Below are 16,148 nucleotides of genomic sequence, written 5' to 3'. Positions count from 1 at the left end.
CAATGATTTCCATTATCGATACGCCCCCAGGGCGGGAAAGGCGGCTGCCCCCATGTCGGCCCACTGCCAGCTGACCGGCGCCAAGCCGGGTTTCGGCAACAACATCTCCCACTCCCACCGGCGCACTTCGCGGCGCTTCGACCCGAACATCCAGCGCAAGCGCTACTGGCTGCCCAGCGAGGGGCGGCACGTCCGGCTGACGCTGAGCGCCCGGGCGATCAAGGCGGTGGACGCGATGGGGATCGAGGCCGCCGTGGCCCGGATCCGCGCACGGGGAGGGAAGGTCTGATGGCGAAGAAGAGCAAGATCGCGCAGAACGAGAAGCGCAAGGCGGTCGTGGAGCGGTACGCCGCCCGGCGGGCGGAGCTGAAGGAGATCGTCCGCCGCCCGTCCTCCACCGCGGCCGAGCGCGAGGCCGCCCGGGCGGAGTTGCACCGGCAGCCGCGCGACGCCAGCGCCACCCGCGTGCGCAACCGCGACAGCATGGACGGCCGCCCCCGCGGTTACCTGCGCAAGTTCGGGCTGTCCAGGGTCAACACCCGGCAGCAGGCACATGCCGGCTTCCTCCCGGGCGTGACCAAGTCCTCCTGGTAGGGGCCGACTTCACCGAAGCCCGACCAGCAGGCGACGCCCCTCGCATGGAGTCCACCAGCGTATTGAAAATGGATCCCATGAGCATTTAGGGTCGTCTCGTTCGCGTGCGGCGCCCTTCGGGCCCGCGAGGGGGGCCGGGGGTGCCGCACGCGAACTCCCGAAAGGCATCCCCGACATGCGATCCGGACCGGAGCGCCGCGCAAGGAGCGACGAGGCACGACCGGAGGGCGTGCCGAGCGTCCTCGCCGGCAACACCCCCGACGCCCACGGCGAACTCGCCGCACAACCGTCCCGCCGGCACCCGGAAGCGATCCCACTCCCGGTGTCCGTCCGGGCCGCCACGACGGGCCCGTACCCGATCGTCCAGCGCCTGACGGCCACCGGCCCCTCTCCCCCCGGCCGCGCCCGCCCCGTCGGGGGCGACGGGCGACCCGGCCATCATCCCGCGACAGGACCCGATCGCCTTGCGGCGGCCCCGGTGCGAGATGCGCGTCCCGCTCGCGCCGCCCCTGGAGATCGGCCTGCTCCCCTTCCTCCTCGATCCATGCGCAGCAGGGTCGGGGCCGGCCGTCTGGACGACCACCATGAGCGCGGTCCCGTCATGGCCGCGGTCGACCCCGCCGCCCTCCTGGGAGCTGCCACCCACGCGCACCGCGCGGCCCGGTCGCGGCCGGACGGCGGGTGGAGCGAACCGCCCACCGCGGCCGAGGCGGCAGTTCGGCAGATCGAGGCCGCCGACACGCTCCCCATGGCCACGTCGGGCGACTTCTCCACACAGGAGGGCGCGGCCGGCCTCGTACGACACCCCGACACCCGCGCCCGTATGGCCGCAGCCGGGGACACCTCCGGCTCGCCGACAGGTCGGATGCCGTCACCGACTGGCGGCCGGCCGGCCCCCACCTCGACGTCCGCGAGTCCGACCGACGGCCGGAACAGCCCGACACCCACGCCCGGGAAGCAGCTTCGGCGCGGCGCAGGACCCTCGCCCGCCGGCTCCGGGACGACTCCTACGGCGAGCGGCGCAGCGAGACCAGGTCCACCGGGCCGGGTCTCGCTGCGGAGCGCATCATGAGCCCCCCGACAGGGCGTTGATCACCGATGCCGAGCTGTCGCGCGGCCGCGCGGCCTGGAGCAAGCGGCCCGATCCCCTCCCCAGCCGCGCAGGGCGAAATTGATAATGACATCCATTTTCAGATAGCCTCTCGCCGTCACCGACCGAACCGAGGAGTCTCACGATGGCCGTCCCCAAGCGGAAGATGTCCCGCAGCAACACCCGCCACCGCCGCGCCCAGTGGAAGGCGACCACGCCCCAGCTGGTGCCGATCACCGTCGACGGCGTCGTGTACCGGGTCCCGCAGCGCCTGGTGAAGGCATACGAGCGCGGCCTGATCCAGCCGGAAGGCTGAGCGTTCATGGCACCCACCGACCGGCTGCCCGTGACCGTCTTCTCCGGGTTCCTGGGAGCCGGGAAGACCACGCTGCTCAACCACGTACTCGGCAACCGCGAAGGGCTGCGGGTCGCGGTCATCGTCAACGACATGAGCGAGGTCAACATCGACGCCGCGCTCGTGCGCGGCGGCGAGGCGACCCTGTCCCGTACCGAGGAGCGACTGGTCGAGATGACCAACGGGTGCATCTGCTGCACCCTGCGCGACGACCTTTTGGAGGAGGTCGACCGGCTCGCCCGCGAGGGCCGCTTCGACTACCTGCTCATCGAGTCCAGCGGCATCTCCGAACCCATGCCCGTCGCCGCCACATTCTCCTTCCCCCGCGACGACGGCGCCACCCTCGGAGACCTCGCCCGCCTCGACACCATGGTCACCGTCGTGGACGCTGCCGGCTTCCTTCCGGAGCTCGACGGCGGCGACGAACTCGTCGCTCGCGGCCTGGATCAGTACGAGGACGACGAGCGGACCGTCAGCGACCTCCTGATGGACCAGGTCGAGTTCGCGGACGTCATCGTCCTCAACAAGCTCGACCTGGTCGGGCCCGAAGAGGCGCGCCGGCTCCGCGCCACGCTGTCCCGGCTCAACCCTGAGGCGCGGATCGTCCCCGCCGTACGCGGACAGGTCCCTCCGCAGCAGCTGCTGGGCACCGGCCTGTTCGATGTGGAGAAGGCCCAGCAGGCACCCGGCTGGGTGAAGGAGCTCAACGGCGACCACGTACCAGAGACCGAGGAGTACGGCATCTCCTCGGTCGTCTTCCGCTCCGGCCTCCCCTTCCACCCCTCGCGGCTGTGGACGTTCATCACCAAGGAACTCGACAGCGGAACGTTCGGACGCATCCTGCGCTCCAAGGGGTTCTTCTGGCTCGCCAGCCGGCCCCGCGTGACCGGACTGTGGTCCCAGGCCGGCGCCGTCGCCCGGTTCGAACCGTCCGGCGCCCGCGGCCCGGAGACCACGCAGGGCCAGGAACTGGTCTTCATCGGCACCGGCCTGCGCGCCGACGCGCTCCGCGCGGCCCTCGACGCCTGCCTCCTCGTGCCGGACGAGACCGTGCCCGCCGAAAACGACTTCCCCGCCTGGGAGACGTACGGCATCGAGGACGCCTGCGAACACGAGCACGCGGCCTGACACACAGAGCCCCACGCGCTCCGGGCCGGACGGTGGTCGCAGCCACGGCACCGTCCGGCCCGGCCCCGTACCAGTCGCAGAGCCACGGGGTCGACCCAAGGGGCTCGCGCGCCTCCTCTCCCGTGGGCCGATGTCGGAGCCCGTACGACGGACGCCGCCCTGCCGCCGAGGAGTGCACGCACGAGCAAGCCATCGGCCGCCGCCGGTGTCCCGGAGGAGTTGCGACGGAACCTGGGCGTGCCGGATGCCGTCATGGTCGGCGTGGCGTCGATGATCGGCGCCGGAATCTTCGCCGCACTCTCCCCGGCCGCGCGCCACCGGGGTCCATCCCCGCGCGAGCGGGGAGCAGGAGTCCGGCATCCTCGCCTCCGCACCGGCCACGGGTTCATCCCCGCGCGAGCGGGGAGCAGCACATGGACCGCCCCGACACGGAGGACGGGACGGGTTCATCCCCGCGCGAGCGGGGAGCAGTCCGCGCTCCTCGCCCCGCCGCCCGTGTGGGCGGGTTCATCCCCGCGCGAGCGGGGAGCAGAACGCTCGCGCGGGCGGGGAGCCGGGCGCGACGGGTTCATCCCCGCGCGAGCGGGGAGCAGTTGATCAGGTTGCCGTCCTGGCCGACGATGATGGGTTCATCCCCGCGCGAGCGGGGAGCAGTCGGCGTCTCGCTCGACGGCGGCGATGTAGTTGGGTTCATCCCCGCGCGAGCGGGGAGCAGTCGTCCCCGCCGCCGGGGTACTGGCCGATGCCGGGTTCATCCCCGCGCGAGCGGGGAGCAGTCTTCCTGGCCAGCAGTTCTACCCGACACCAACCCCCTCCCAAGCAACTTTCACCGAAACAGACAAACCACCCACCCTCCACGAAGACCCCGAGCAGCCCCCTGTCGACCCCGTGCCGCCCCGGGTTCCCCAGGGGCCTGAAGCACGTCGCCGGCCGTTCGCTGGAGCTCTCGGTGGGCGGTGCCGGGTCCGGCGGCGCGGGTGATCGCTTCGCGGACGTTCAGGTGCTCACCGTCACGGCCGGCCTCGGCGCGCAGGAAGTCGGCGCGCACGGTCGGGAGGCCGGTGAGCGGGCGGGGGAACACCCGGATGGCCCGCTCCCGGGGCCGGGAAGCAGTCTTCGCGGCCTTGCGCAGCCCGACCGCACCGGCCAAACGCCTGACAACCGTGCTGGAGACGCCCCTGCCGCAGGCTCGGGTGGCACACCGAAGAATCGGCGCACAGTCCCCCTTTCACCGAGCAGGGCGCACTGTTGATTCAGCTCGGTCCAACGGTCGGCCGTCGCGTAGACCGTCGCCCCGGCGGGCATCCCCCTCAGCAGGCCCTGACGGGCTCGGTGAGGGGGATGCGTGATGGATGTGGCCGGTGGTTGGCCCGAGGTGGTGCCCGGGCTCGTGCTGGTGGTGCTGTCGGTGGGGGTGCTGGTGCGCTTCTGGCGGGTGGAGGAGCAGGACTGGCAAGAGCTCGCGGCGAGCGCGGGGCCGGTCCGGCCTTCGAGCGCGGGCCTGTCGGTGTACGAGATCGCCTATCTGGAGAACAGGCACCGCGCCGACTCCGTCGGGCTGGTGGCTTTGGTCCGGATGCACGAGCAGCAGCGGGTTCGACTCCTCGACAAGAAATACAACGCCTATCACTACCAGGTCACCGACCCGGTGCCGCGCGACGAGGTGGAGGCCGTTGTCCTCGGCATGCTCGCCGAGAGTGAGGGCCGTGTCCCCGCCGCCCTCGACATCGAGCGCCGGCATCCCGACCTGCTCAAGGACCTGCACCGGCAGCTCGTCGTGGACGGGTTCCTGCGCGAGCGCGGTCTGCCCGCCGGCCTCGCCTCCGACGCTCCGCAGACCACCGAGTGGAGGGCAGGACGGGCCCGGGCGCGCCGCCGTCATGCCTTCCTGCTGGCCGCGCTCCTGATGGCGGGGGGCGCGACGGCGCTGCTCTTCGGTGCCTGGGCGCCGCTCGCGCTCCAGGTCGTCGTCCTTCTGGCCCTGGCCGTCTGGAGGAAACGCACGCAGATCCCTCAGGGCTGGGGGGCCACCCGAGCCTGCGAGGACGCGGTGCGTGTCGCCCGCGCCGCACGGCCGACGGCGAAGGAGGACGCGCTGCTCCGGCGTGTCGCGTTCGGCGGACTGGGGGACCTGCCGAAAGGGCACGCACTCCTCCCGTGCCCGCGACCGCCGGACCCGCCCCGGGAAGAACCGCGAGAGGAGCCGCCCCGCTTCATCAACTTCGATCCGCCCGGTCTGGGAGGCTTGTGACCCGCCTCCGCCCAGCGTCCCGGCTGGGGCGTCGTGGTCGGCTGCCGGCCGGGAAGTGCGACGACTGCAAGGCGTGGAAGGAGTCCGGTGCTCGGGGAGTTCCGCCGGCGCTTCCCGGAGGCGGCGCCGACGCCTGAGGACGTACTCCAGGAGGTCCCCTGGCCGGCCGGCCGACGAGAGACGTGATCCGGCGTGGCCACGGACGCGCCTACGGCTCGCTGGAGCAGGAGGTCTCGGTCCAGGTCGCCCGGAGGTCACGGCAGACAAGGGTGAGCGTGCCGTCCCAGCAGGCGATCTCGTGGCTGCAACCGTCCCCGTGCGGCAGGATCTCGTCGAGCATCACGGCCCCGAGGTCCGTTCCTCGGGCCTCGTCAGCGGAATCGACGAGGAAACCGGACACGCCCGTGTAGCGGATCAGCAGGTCTTCGTCGTGCTTCCAGCAGTTGTGCCGGAACTCGACCTCCATCTCCCCGCCGACGGCGCCCCGGACGGCCCGAAGCGTCAGGTCCTTCACACAGCGCTTGCTCCGGAAGTCGTAGTGCTCCGCGTCAGTGGCGAAGGCCCGGGCCCCGGGCGGCAGATCACCGGCGATCGACGGCAGACGCTCCAGGTAGGGAGCCGGGTCCAGGACTCCTGACAGGTCCCCGACCTGCGCGTCGAGATGGACGTACTCCATCGGCTTCCCCCTCCATGACTTCCTCCGGACCGACGGATCGTCTCACAGGCTCAGCGATCGGGATGACGTCGTGGACCACCCGTCTCCTCGACCACGACCACGACATCGACATCGACATCGACCACGGCCTCTGCCGCGACCACGGCCTCTGCCTCTGCCTCTGCCTCACCCGGCCGGACGCCACCGGAACCAGTAGTCCGGGCCCTCGGCCCGGTAGCGGGCCCCGGCGCCGAAGCGCACCTCGCCCACCAGGCGCCTCGCGTCGTCCGGCGCCTGGCGGTACCGCGCGAGCAGCAGGGACAGTTCGTCGTAGCGGGCGTCGACCCCGCCCCGTCCCGGGTGGGTCTCCAGCTCCGCGCTCCCGGCCCCGTGGCGTTCGTTCCACCTGGCGAAGATCGCCCACTGCTCGCGCTCCAGCTCCACCGCCGCGTCGTTCGCGGGCCAGACGCGGTACGCGTCGGCCTCGTCGGTGTCGTCCCAGTCGTCGCCCTGGAAGTAATGCGGCCCGCCGCCGATGTCGCCGAGGCCGGCGCGCGGCCCGCCGTGCCCCTCCGACTCGACGTACACGCGCTCGAAGCCGTCCGCGATCAGCCGCGCTTCGTCCCCGGTCTCGGCCACACGCGCAGGCTACCGGCGAGCGGCTTCGGCATCCGTGGTCGCCGTCCACGGAGGAAGTACGGTGGACGACGCAGGCATTCGGCCGGGCTCCCCGGTGGCGAGGCGTGCCGGACCGCTTGATCGGTGCGGGCGCCGAACGGCTTCGCGCCACCGCCCTCGCCTGGGCCGGTAGCGTCTCGGAGACGGGCGGCGAGGTCTCTGCCGACGGCGCGATCGGACTTCCCGAGCGCCTGTCGGTCCTGGCCGGAAGACGTGCGGAGAGAGAACTGAGCCTGTACTGCTGTTACTTCGCACCCCGAGCTCACCCCAGCGACGAGAGGACGTGCCGATGGGAAGGGACGACAGCGGCGGCGAGGCCGTTCCGTACGTGCGGTTTCAGTCTCCGCACCGGAACAGCCGGGGTCACTTCACCGGTGTCTTCGGGCTCGTCAACAATCTGGCGCGGGAGGGGAGGCTCTCGGACGAAGAGGAGTCGTTCCGTCTCCGCAACAACCGTTGGTACGACGCCGCGTACACCGACCCCTCGACCGTCGACCCCCACGTCTACGACGACGGGATCAACCCCGGTGCCGCGGCATGGTTCAAACCGTCGGCCACCCATCTCCTCGCCCGGGTCCCCGGTTATCTGGACATCCTGTCCGCGCACGGCGTCGACTGCCTGGCCCTTCGGTCCGCGGACCCGGGGCGGGTCGTCTACGAGGACGACGTCCAGGTCGTGGTGGTGCCGTACGCGCGGGACGCCACCGTCCTCCACGAGAGCACCGGCGCCCACGAGTGACGCGGTGCGCGGCCGGATCGGACGCCGGGCTCCGGGCCCGTCGCGATGGCCCCACGGGCGGCGCGCGGGGTCGGCGCGTGCCGGGTCAGTCGAGGCAGAACTCGTTGCCCTCGATGTCCCGCATCGCGATGCAGGACTCGTTCTCCCCGTCGGCGTACAGCGTGTAGTCGTGTACCGCTCCGAGCGCCACCAGGCGCGCGCACTCGGCCTCCAGCACGGCCAGGCGCTCGGCGCCCACGAGGCCGGTGCCGGCCCGCACGTCGAGGTGCACCCGGTTCTTGGCGACCTTGCCCTCGGGCACCCGCTGGAAGAACAGCCGCGGCTCACCGTCCACCGGCTTGGTCGAGGCCCAGTCCGCTCCCCGCCTCCCCGGCTCCGTGCGGTCGAACGCGTCCCAGGAGTCGAACCCCCGCGGCGGCGGGGGCGCCTCGTAGCCCAGCACGGCGCACCAGAAGCGGGCCACGCGCTCGGGTTCCGCACAGTCGAAAGTGATTTGGACCGTCTTGATCAACGACATCGGGTCATCATAGGACGCGCTCCGATCCGTTCCCGGGAATATCCGCACCGGCCGGAGCGCGGTGACCGTTCCCACCGGTCCGCCTTCCCCCCCGGGGGAATCCGACGCGGGTGGCGCCTCACCGCACGCCCGCCTGTGGAGTCGATCACGGTTCGTTCCGCCCCCGGTCCGCGTGGGGAATCATGACCGGATGGGCACCCGCTTCCTCGGCATCGCCGGCCTCGCCGCACTCGACGAAGTCCCCACCGTGGCCGTCGTGGTGGACGTCATGCGGGCCTACACCGTGGCCGCGTGGGCCTTCGCCAGGGGAGCGGAGAAGATCGTCCTCGCCGAGTCCCTCGACGACGCGCGGGCCCTCAAGGCGCGTCACCCGGAGTGGGTGGCGCTCAAGGACGGGCCGCCCGCGCCCGGGTTCGACCTCGTCAACTCGCCGGGGCTGCTGCGCTCCGCCGGCCTCGGCGGGCGGACCGTCGTCCAGAAGACCACGGCGGGCACCGTCGGCGCCCTCGCCGTCAAGGACGCGGATCTGGTGCTGTGCGCCGGGTTCGTGGTGGCGGAGGCGACGGCCCGAATCCTGCGGGACCGGGCGGGCGGCTCCGTCACCTTCGTGGTCACCGGCGAGGACGGGACGGCGGACGAGGACCTGTCCTGCGCCGAGTACATCGCCGGAAGGGCCGCCGGGAGCGGTGCGGACGCCGCCCCGTTCCTCCGCCGCGCCCGCCTGTCGCGGGCCGCCGGCGAGCTGGCGGACGGGGTGCGGGAGGGCGCCCACCCCGACGACGTCGCCCTCTGCCTGGAGCTCGACCGCTTCCCGTTCGCCATGGTGGCGAGCCCGGAGGACTCGCTCATGGTGCTGCGACCGCATCCGGCGCGCTGACGCCCCGCCTCCCCTCCCCCGGAGGCCCCAGCCCCGCCTCCCTCGAAGACACCGGGTTCCCGGGTTCGCGGCTCCCCGGGTTCCTTCAGAGCGCCTCGATCCCTCCGGATCCTCCGAGCGCCCCTCTCCCTCTGCGCCCTCCGATTCCTCCGATTCCTCTGCGGCCTCCGCGCCCTCCGCATCCCCGGAGCCCCCGCCCCCTCAAGTTCATGTTTGTGAACACCAATCACGTACCCGCATATTGACGCACCCTCACCACGCCCCTAGCGTCGCCCCCATCCGGAGAAAGCGCTTTCCCCCGTGTCCGAGCCGCCTCCCCCACCAGGAGACACCGATGCGCACCCGCACCCCCTCCCTCGCCGTGAGCGTGGGTCTCGTCGCCGGCACCCTCGCCGCGCTGTCCGCCGCCGGCGGGGCCCAGGCCGCGACGGCCCGGTACGAGGCCGAGGCCTCGCCCGCCGTCTGTACCGGCACGATCGACTCCGACTGGACCGGGTTCTCCGGCAGCGGGTTCTGCAACGGCACCAACGCCGTCGGCGCGTCCGCGCAGTTCACGGTGGTGGCGCCCACCGCCGGAACGGCGACGCTCACCGTGCGGTTCGCCAACGGGACGACGACGGCACGCCCCGCCGACCTGCTCGTCAACGGGACGACCGTGGCGGCCGGCGCGGCCTTCGGATCCACCGGAACCTGGACCGGGTGGACGTCGAAGGCGTTCACCGTGCCGGTCGCGGCCGGCACCAACACCGTGCGGCTCAGCCCGACGAGCGCCGCGGGGCTCGCCAACATCGACCACGTCGAGCTCGCCACCGCCGACTCCCCCGCCCCCTCGGGCCCCGCCCTCTACGTGTCGCCCACCGGGACCGCGGGCGCCTCCGGGACCCTGGCGGACCCGACGACGCTCGCCTCCGCGATCACCCGGGTCGGCGCGGGGGGCACCGTCTACCTGCGCGGCGGCACGTACGCGCACGCCCAGACGGTGACCGTCGCGGCGGGCAACAACGGCACCTCGGCCGCCCGCAAGACCATCGCCGCCTACCCGGGCGAGACGCCGGTCCTCGACTTCTCCGCGATGGCGGAGTCCTCGTCGAACCGGGGGCTCGCGCTGAACGGCGACTTCTGGCACGTGAAGGGCCTGATCGTCCAGCGGGCCGGAGACAACGGCATCTACGTCGGCGGCAGCGACAACGTCATCGAGCGCACGGTCACCCGCTTCAACCGGGACACCGGCCTCCAGCTGGGGCGGATCGCCTCCGGCACCCCGCGCGACCGGTGGCCGGCCCGCAACCTCATGGTGAGCGTCGAGTCGCACGACAACGCCGACGCGGCCGGCGAGAACGCCGACGGCTTCGCCGCCAAGCTGACCACCGGACCCGGCAACGTCTTCCGGTACGCGGTCGCCCACCACAACATCGACGACGGCTGGGACCTCTACACCAAGCCGGACACGGGCGCGATCGACCCGGTGACGGTCGAGTACTCCCTCGCGTACACCAACGGCACCCTCTCCGACGGCACCGTGAACGCCAACGGCGACCGCAACGGCTACAAGCTCGGCGGGGAGTCCATCGCCGTCGACCACGTCGTGCGGCGCAGCATCGCCTACCGCAACGGCAAGCACGGCTTCACGTACAACAGCAACCCGGGTTCGCTGAAGGTCTCCGAGAACGTCTCGGTCGACAACGCGCAGCGCAACTACACCTTCGAGGCGGGCACGTCGGTCTTCCGGGGCAACACGTCCTGCCGGAGCACGAGTTCCGGCACCAACGACAAGCTCGTGGGCGACGTCGACGCCACGAACCAGTTCTGGTCCGGTACGAACGGTTCGCGCTGCGCGTCCTATGCCGGCGCGCTCGGCTGGGCGTTCGCGTCGGACGGCGCGCTCGCCGTCACCTTCGGGGGCCGGCCCGTCACCTGGTGATCCGGGCCCGGCAGGACCGCGCGCCCGTGCCGTCGGGCGCGGGCGCGCAGCTTCCTGCCCAGGGCGTACGCGGCCCGCAGGTCGTCGCCGTCGTAGCCGGCGGCGGCCAGGGCGCGGAGCCCCGGTCGCGCGTTGACGGCGACGGTGTGGCGCAGGGCGGAGAAGAGGGGCACGTCGGAGCCGGAGTCGCCGTAGGCGACGCAGGAGTCACGGTCGAGGCCGAGGGCGGCGCGGAGCCGGTCGACGGCGGTCACCTTGTCCTCGGGGACGAGGATCCGGGCGGGGTCGGGCGCGGACCGGAAGGGCGGCGGGGGGAAGCCGGAGGCCACCACGTCGTCGACGCCGAGGTCCCGCAGCCGGCCGGCGAAGAAGTCCGGCGACATGGTGACGACGACGGCCCGGTCGCCCCGGCCCCGGATGTCCGCGAGGACGTCCGCGAGCCCGCCGATCCACGGGGCCCCGTCGAAGGCCTCGGCGACGACGGCCGGGGTCAGCCCGCGCCAGAGTCCGTACAGGGCGGCGGCGAAGCCCCGGGTGTCGATGACCCCGGCGGCGAACTCGGCTTCCAGGGAACGCAGTTCGTCCAGGCAGCCGAGGCGCGCGGCGATCTCCAGGGAGGCCGAGGTGTCCCTCAGCAGCGTGCCGTCCATGTCGAAGACGTGCAGCAGCCGTCCGCCCATCTCCGTCCTCCTCCCGGTCCCGAGGAGGTCAGCGTACGGTGCGCGCCCTGCGGACAGAGCGGGCGGACCGCGGCGGCGGGACGGCGGGCGCTCAGCTGCCGAAGCCGAGGCCGAGGCGGTCGAGGGTGCGCAGCCACAGGTCGCGGCGGCCCTCGTTGCGGTCGGACCTGCCGAGCGACCGCTGGGTGATGCCGATGCCGATCGCGCGGACGGGCTCGGGCGGGAAGGGCAGCGGCTTGCGGCGGACGAGTGCGAGGGAGGTGCGCTCGGTGCGGGCGCCGGCCAGCAGGTCGAGCATCACCTCGGCGCCGAAGCGGGTGGCGCCGACGCCGAGGCCGGTGTAGCCGGCCGCGTAGGCGACCTTGCCGCGGTGACTCGTGTCGAAGAAGACGCAGAACCGGGTGCTCGTGTCGATCGCCCCGCCCCAGGCGTGGCTGAAGCGGATCCCCTCCAGCTGGGGGAAGGTCGTGAAGAAGGTGCGGGCCAGGGTCGCGAAGGTCTCGGGACGCCGGTCGCGGTCGGCGCTGACGCGGCCGGCGTAGTCGTAGACGACGTCGTAGCCGCCCCACAGGATGCGGTGGTCGGCGGAGATCCGCGCGTAGGTGAAGTGGTGGGCGGGGTCGGACCAGCCCTGGCGGTTCCTCCAGCCGACGGCGGCGAGCTGTTCCCCGCTCAGCGGCTCCGTCATCAGCGCGTAGTCGTAGACGGGGACGGTGTAGAGGCGGTGGCGGCGCAGCAGCGACGGGTAGGCGTTGGTGGCGAGGGCGACGTGGCGGGCGGTGACGCGGCCGTAGGGGGTGCGGACGGCGACGACGGCTCCGTGCTCGTCGAGGGAGAGGCCGGGGGTGTGCTCGTGGATGCGGACCCCGAGGCCGAGGCAGGCCCGCTTGAGGCCCCAGGCGAGGCGGGCCGGGTTGACCATCGCCGTGTCGCTCTTGTTCCACACGCCGCCGAGGAAGGTCGGCGAGTCGATCTCGGCGCGGACGGCGTCGGCGTCGAGGAGGGCGGTGTCGGCGCCGTACCGGGCGGCGGCCTCGGCCTCCTCGGCGAGCCACGCGACCTGGTGGGGCTCGGTGGCGACGGTGAGGGAGCCGGTCCGCTCCCAGTCGCAGTCGATGCCGTACCGCCCGATGGCGTCCTCCACGGCCCGGAGGTTCTCCCGGCCGAGGCGTTCGAGGGTGTCGATCTCGTCGGGCCAGCGGTCCAGGCCGTTGCCGAGGCCGTGGGTGAGGCTGGACTCGCAGAAGCCGCCGTTGCGGCCGGAGGCGGCGTGGCCGATCTCGTCGCCCTCGATGAGGACGACGTCGGCGGAGGGGTCGCGCTCCTTGGCGACGAGCGCGGTCCACAGGCCGGTGTAGCCGCCGCCGACGACGAGGAGGTCGCAGGTGGTGCCCCCGACGAGGGCGGGGGTGGCCCGGGGGCGGCGGGGGTCGTCGAGCCAGAACGGCGTCGTGGCGGCGTCCCGCAGCGAGGTCAGGTGGTCCATGGGGGTGTCCTTCGGATCGCGGAGGAGCCCGGTCGCGGGGCTCCTTCCGAGGTGCCGCCCATGAGACCCGGCCGCCGGGGACAAGGTCAATGGTGTTGACATAAGGATCGCCGGAGGCCCCGCGCGGAGCGGTCCCCGTCCGGGCCGCACGCCCCGGACGGGGACTCGCCCCGGACCCCACGCCTCCGCACGGAACCAGCCCCGGGGCGCACACCCCCGCCCCCGCCCCCGCCGCCGCCCGTGACCGCTCCCGGGCCGCACGCCCCCGGCGCGGGACCGGTCCCGCGCCGGGACGACTCAGCCCCGCGGGTCCCAGCGGTCGAGGAGCCCCTCCGCGAGGGAGCGGGCGCCGGGGTCGTACCGCTCCGAGAGCGTGCGGAAGGTCCGTTCGGCGGCTTCCGCCGGCCACTCCTCCGGGAGGTGCTCGGCGGGCAGGTAGGGGTCGCGGCGGACGAGCTCCAGCCAGTCGGTGTGGAGCAGCAGCTGGCGGCCGAGGTCGTCGCGCGCGTCGGCGGAGGCGGGCCCGTCGTCGCCCCAGCGGGCGAGGAAGGCGCGGTAGTCGGCGGCGATGGCGTCGAGGTCGAAGGCGGTACGGAGCAGGGAGCCGGCCTCGGTGGGCGCGGCGGCCTGCCCCTGGAAGGCCCTGATACGGTCGCCGAGCCCGAGCTCCGCCGCGATCGGCGCGACGTCGACGCGGCCGGGAGCCGCCCACAGGCCGCTCTGGAGCGGGCCGAAGCCGGCCCAGACGAGCCGGGAGCGCAGGTCGTGGCGCTCCCGGCGCCAGGACTCGGGGAGCGAGAAGCCGACGAGGGTCCAGGTGCCGTCCCAGGCGCGGTTGACGGCGCCGGCGCGCCGGACGCGCTCCTCGCCGTCGGCGAGGACGGCGGCGGCCCGGTCGGTGAGCGAGAAGTACATCCGGCGGCCGCGCCGGTGACGGTCCAGCAGCCCCCGCCCGACCATGCGGGTCAGGGTGGAGCGGACGGCGTCCTCGCCGACGTCGGCGCGGGCGAGGGCGTCGATGACGCTCGCCGAGGAGAGCGCGGTGCCGGTGCCGAGCACGTGGATGCCGAAGAAGCTCAGCATCAGGGACTGGGGGCGGGGCGCGGAGCCGCGTTCGCCGGCGTCGGGCTCGGCTGCCGGGGTGCGCTGCGGGGCGGAGGGGGTCACGGGGACAGCGTAGGCGGGCCGATCATCCGGGGATCCCGCTCCGGGTCCGTCCCGGGGTTCCCTCCGGCACGCACATTCGGCAGTTTGTTGACGACAAACAGAATGTTGCCTAGCTTTGGCCCCGCCGGAGGGCTGCGAGGCGGGATCCCGCGCCCCGCCCCCGGCGTTCCTCGACCCACGGGAAGGACCCGTCCATGACTTCTCCCCAGGTGAACCCGGTGGACCTCACCGGCAAGGTGGCCGTCGTCACCGGCAGCGGCCGCGGTCTCGGCCTCGCCTACGCCCGCTCGCTCGCCTCCGCCGGCGCCGCCGTCGTGATCAACGACGTCGACGCCGGGGCCGCCGACGCGGCCGTGAAGGAGATCACCGGCGCGGGCGGCCGGGCCGTCGCCGAGGTGGTGCCGGTCGGCACGGCCGAGGCCGCCGAGGCGCTCGTCGCCCGGGCCGTCGACAGCTTCGGCCGGATCGACACGATGGTCACCAACGCGGGCGTGCTCCGCGACCGGGTGCTGTGGAAGATGACCGACGACGACTTCGACACCGTCGTCCGGGTGCACCTGCGCGCCACCTTCACCTGCGTCCGCGCCGCCGTGGAGCGCATGCGCGAGCAGGGCGACGGCGGCCGGATCGTCGTCGCCGGCTCCCCCGCCGGGCAGCGCGGCAACTTCGGCCAGACCAACTACGCCGCCGCCAAGGCCGGCATCGCCGCCATGGTCCGCACCTGGGCGATGGAGCTGGACCGCGCGGGCATCACGGCCAACGCGGTCATCCCGGTCGCCGCCACGGCCATGACGAAGACGATCCCGGCCTTCGCCCCGCACGTCGAGGCGCTGGAGCAGCACGGCACGCCGTTCCCGGACGGCCTGCGCAAGGGCGAGGGCTTCGGCACGCCCGAGGACGCCGCCGGGCTGGTCGCCTTCCTCGCCTCGGACGCCTCCGCCGGCGTCACCGGCCAGTGCATCGGCATCGGCGGGGACAAGCTCGCCCTCTGGTCGCACCCGCGGGAGATCGCGGTGGCGTACGCGGACGGCGGCTGGAGCGCGGACGCGATCGCCGCCGCCTGGCCCGTCTCCGTCGGCCGCGCCCCGGAGACCTACGGCATCCCCGCCCCGGTCCTGTGAGCGGGGGCGTGATGGACCTCGACGCGCTCGTCGCCATCGACATGCACGCCCACGCGGAGGTCTCCGCGAAGGGCGGGGCGTCGCTCTCCTCCGAGCTGGACGCCGCCGCGGGCGCGTACTTCAAGGCGGAGCACCGGCACCCGACGCTCCCGGAGATCGCCGCGTACTACCGCGAGCGGTCGATGGCGTGCGTGGTCTTCACGGTGGACGCCGAGTCCGCCACCGGGACCCCGCCGGTGCCGAACGAGGAGATCGCCGAGGCGGCCGCCGAGAACCCGGACGTGATCATCCCCTTCGCGGGCGTCGACCCGCACAAGGGGAAGGCGGCGGTCCGTCAGATCCGGCGTCTCGTCGAGGAGTTCGGGGTGAAGGGCTTCAAGTTCCACCCGAACCTCCAGGCGTTCCACCCCGACGACCGGATGGCCTACCCGCTGTACGGGGCCATCGAGGACGCCGGAGCGATCGCGGTCTTCCACACCGGGCAGACCGGCATCGGCGCGGGCGCCCCGGGCGGCGGCGGGATCCGGCTCAAGTACGCGAACCCGATGCTCGTGGACGACGTCGCCGCGGACTTCCCCGGCATGCGGATCGTGCTCGCCCATCCGTCCTTCCCGTGGCAGGACGAGGCGCTGGCGGTCGCCACCCACAAGCCGAACGTGTACATCGACCTGTCCGGCTGGTCCCCGAAGTACTTCCCGCCGCAGCTCGTCCACTACGCGAACAGCCTGCTCCGGGACAAGGTCCTCTTCGGCTCGGACTACCCGCTGCTGACCCCGGACCGCTGGCTCGCGGACTTCGCCGCCCTGCCGCTCAAGGACGAGGTCCGGCCGAAGATCCTGAAGGACAACGCGGCCCGGCTGCTCGGACTCACCACCACCTGAGGGAGGCG

At 73.1% G+C, this 16,148-nt stretch carries 16 protein-coding genes and 1 CRISPR repeat array; of the genes, 10 read left to right on the top strand and 6 right to left on the bottom strand.

Going from position 1 to position 16,148, the window contains the following annotated elements:
* Positions 1 to 52: 52 nt before the first annotated feature.
* The 5 genes from rpmB to IE287_RS33805 all read left to right on the top strand — a co-directional run bounded on the left by rpmB (position 53) and on the right by IE287_RS33805 (position 5,418).
* Positions 53 to 289, top strand: coding sequence for a 50S ribosomal protein L28 (rpmB, locus tag IE287_RS33825; protein ID WP_189853093.1), 237 nt, complete (start codon positions 53 to 55; stop codon positions 287 to 289).
* Complete coding sequence (rpsN, locus tag IE287_RS33820) at positions 289 to 594, top strand: 30S ribosomal protein S14 (RefSeq protein WP_189853092.1); 306 nt, start codon at positions 289 to 291, stop codon at positions 592 to 594. Before rpmB ends, rpsN begins: the two co-directional genes overlap by 1 nt.
* Positions 595 to 1,829: 1,235 nt before the next feature.
* Positions 1,830 to 2,000 carry a 50S ribosomal protein L32 gene (rpmF, locus tag IE287_RS33815; protein WP_189853091.1) on the top strand — a complete coding sequence of 57 codons (171 nt, stop codon included), beginning with the start codon at positions 1,830 to 1,832 and terminating at the stop codon, positions 1,998 to 2,000.
* A 6-nt stretch (positions 2,001 to 2,006) separates the two neighbouring features.
* Positions 2,007 to 3,167 carry a GTP-binding protein gene (locus IE287_RS33810; RefSeq protein WP_189853090.1) on the top strand — a complete coding sequence of 387 codons (1,161 nt, stop codon included), beginning with the start codon at positions 2,007 to 2,009 and terminating at the stop codon, positions 3,165 to 3,167.
* A 319-nt stretch (positions 3,168 to 3,486) separates the two neighbouring features.
* Positions 3,487 to 3,943: direct repeats of the CRISPR family, unit length 30 nt; unit sequence CGGGTTCATCCCCGCGCGAGCGGGGAGCAG.
* A 569-nt stretch (positions 3,944 to 4,512) separates the two neighbouring features.
* On the top strand, positions 4,513 to 5,418 hold the full coding sequence (locus IE287_RS33805) for a hypothetical protein (RefSeq protein WP_189853089.1): 906 nt from the start codon (positions 4,513 to 4,515) through the stop codon (positions 5,416 to 5,418).
* 208 nt (positions 5,419 to 5,626) lie between these two features.
* On the opposite strand, the gene IE287_RS33800 is transcribed toward IE287_RS33805, so the two are convergent.
* Together IE287_RS33800 and IE287_RS33795 are read right to left on the bottom strand one after the other, a co-directional pair.
* Positions 5,627 to 6,094 (bottom strand): hypothetical protein, encoded by a 468-nt coding sequence (locus IE287_RS33800; RefSeq protein WP_189853088.1) that lies wholly within the window; start codon positions 6,092 to 6,094, stop codon positions 5,627 to 5,629.
* Between the two features lie 165 nt (positions 6,095 to 6,259).
* Positions 6,260 to 6,712: a hypothetical protein gene (locus IE287_RS33795; protein WP_189853087.1), complete on the bottom strand. Its 453-nt coding sequence runs from the start codon at positions 6,710 to 6,712 to the stop codon at positions 6,260 to 6,262.
* Positions 6,713 to 7,040: 328 nt separating this feature from the next.
* Here IE287_RS33795 and IE287_RS33790 point away from each other — a divergent pair, with 328 nt between their 5' ends.
* Entirely contained in the window at positions 7,041 to 7,490 is a 450-nt protein-coding gene (locus tag IE287_RS33790) for a hypothetical protein (RefSeq protein WP_189853086.1), read from the top strand.
* An 85-nt stretch (positions 7,491 to 7,575) separates the two neighbouring features.
* Here IE287_RS33790 and IE287_RS33785 read toward each other — a convergent pair whose 3' ends face one another.
* The gene (locus IE287_RS33785; RefSeq protein WP_189853085.1) at positions 7,576 to 8,007 is read right to left on the bottom strand and encodes a VOC family protein; all 432 of its coding nucleotides are present in this window, start codon (positions 8,005 to 8,007) and stop codon (positions 7,576 to 7,578) included.
* 190 nt (positions 8,008 to 8,197) lie between these two features.
* Here IE287_RS33785 and IE287_RS33780 point away from each other — a divergent pair, with 190 nt between their 5' ends.
* Together IE287_RS33780 and IE287_RS33775 are read left to right on the top strand one after the other, a co-directional pair.
* Positions 8,198 to 8,884, top strand: a complete 687-nt coding sequence (locus tag IE287_RS33780; protein WP_189853084.1) for a 2-phosphosulfolactate phosphatase — start codon at positions 8,198 to 8,200, stop codon at positions 8,882 to 8,884.
* A gap of 334 nt (positions 8,885 to 9,218) precedes the next feature.
* Entirely contained in the window at positions 9,219 to 10,805 is a 1,587-nt protein-coding gene (locus IE287_RS33775) for a right-handed parallel beta-helix repeat-containing protein (RefSeq protein WP_189853083.1), read from the top strand.
* Here IE287_RS33775 and IE287_RS33770 read toward each other — a convergent pair.
* The 3 genes from IE287_RS33770 to IE287_RS33760 all read right to left on the bottom strand — a co-directional run bounded on the left by IE287_RS33770 (position 10,724) and on the right by IE287_RS33760 (position 14,138).
* Positions 10,724 to 11,485 carry an HAD family hydrolase gene (locus tag IE287_RS33770; protein ID WP_189853082.1) on the bottom strand — a complete coding sequence of 254 codons (762 nt, stop codon included), beginning with the start codon at positions 11,483 to 11,485 and terminating at the stop codon, positions 10,724 to 10,726. The two genes, IE287_RS33775 and IE287_RS33770, sit on opposite strands and share 82 nt — an antisense overlap.
* Positions 11,486 to 11,576: 91 nt before the next feature.
* The gene (locus tag IE287_RS33765; protein WP_189853081.1) at positions 11,577 to 12,971 is read right to left on the bottom strand and encodes an NAD(P)/FAD-dependent oxidoreductase; all 1,395 of its coding nucleotides are present in this window, start codon (positions 12,969 to 12,971) and stop codon (positions 11,577 to 11,579) included.
* 297 nt (positions 12,972 to 13,268) lie between these two features.
* Positions 13,269 to 14,138: a PaaX family transcriptional regulator gene (locus IE287_RS33760; RefSeq protein ID WP_268255009.1), complete on the bottom strand. Its 870-nt coding sequence runs from the start codon at positions 14,136 to 14,138 to the stop codon at positions 13,269 to 13,271.
* Positions 14,139 to 14,347: 209 nt separating this feature from the next.
* On the opposite strand from IE287_RS33760, the gene IE287_RS33755 reads away from it, so the two are divergent.
* Both IE287_RS33755 and IE287_RS33750 read left to right on the top strand, forming a co-directional pair.
* Positions 14,348 to 15,259, top strand: a complete 912-nt coding sequence (locus tag IE287_RS33755) for an SDR family NAD(P)-dependent oxidoreductase (RefSeq protein WP_308436911.1) — start codon at positions 14,348 to 14,350, stop codon at positions 15,257 to 15,259.
* 11 nt (positions 15,260 to 15,270) lie between these two features.
* Positions 15,271 to 16,140, top strand: a complete 870-nt coding sequence (locus tag IE287_RS33750; RefSeq protein ID WP_189853108.1) for an amidohydrolase family protein — start codon at positions 15,271 to 15,273, stop codon at positions 16,138 to 16,140.
* Positions 16,141 to 16,148 lie beyond the last annotated feature (8 nt).

The organism is Streptomyces omiyaensis, from assembly GCF_014650895.1.
Taxonomy (GTDB): Bacteria; Actinomycetota; Actinomycetes; order Streptomycetales; family Streptomycetaceae; genus Streptomyces; species Streptomyces omiyaensis.
The sequence above is the reverse complement of the archived record's forward strand: the minus strand, read 5'-3'. Positions and strand labels throughout refer to the sequence as shown.

Coding starts and splice junctions, on each gene's coding strand:
- rpsN (WP_189853092.1), top strand. CDS start 289: ATGGCGAAGAAGAGCAAGATCGCGCAGAACGAGAAGCGCAAGGCGGTC.
- IE287_RS33780 (WP_189853084.1), top strand. CDS start 8,198: ATGGGCACCCGCTTCCTCGGCATCGCCGGCCTCGCCGCACTCGACGAA.
- IE287_RS33750 (WP_189853108.1), top strand. CDS start 15,271: ATGGACCTCGACGCGCTCGTCGCCATCGACATGCACGCCCACGCGGAG.
- IE287_RS33800 (WP_189853088.1), bottom strand. CDS start 6,094: ATGGAGTACGTCCATCTCGACGCGCAGGTCGGGGACCTGTCAGGAGTC.
- IE287_RS33775 (WP_189853083.1), top strand. CDS start 9,219: ATGCGCACCCGCACCCCCTCCCTCGCCGTGAGCGTGGGTCTCGTCGCC.
- IE287_RS33770 (WP_189853082.1), bottom strand. CDS start 11,485: ATGGGCGGACGGCTGCTGCACGTCTTCGACATGGACGGCACGCTGCTG.
- IE287_RS33810 (WP_189853090.1), top strand. CDS start 2,007: ATGGCACCCACCGACCGGCTGCCCGTGACCGTCTTCTCCGGGTTCCTG.
- rpmB (WP_189853093.1), top strand. CDS start 53: ATGTCGGCCCACTGCCAGCTGACCGGCGCCAAGCCGGGTTTCGGCAAC.
- rpmF (WP_189853091.1), top strand. CDS start 1,830: ATGGCCGTCCCCAAGCGGAAGATGTCCCGCAGCAACACCCGCCACCGC.
- IE287_RS33765 (WP_189853081.1), bottom strand. CDS start 12,971: ATGGACCACCTGACCTCGCTGCGGGACGCCGCCACGACGCCGTTCTGG.
- IE287_RS33790 (WP_189853086.1), top strand. CDS start 7,041: ATGGGAAGGGACGACAGCGGCGGCGAGGCCGTTCCGTACGTGCGGTTT.
- IE287_RS33785 (WP_189853085.1), bottom strand. CDS start 8,007: ATGTCGTTGATCAAGACGGTCCAAATCACTTTCGACTGTGCGGAACCC.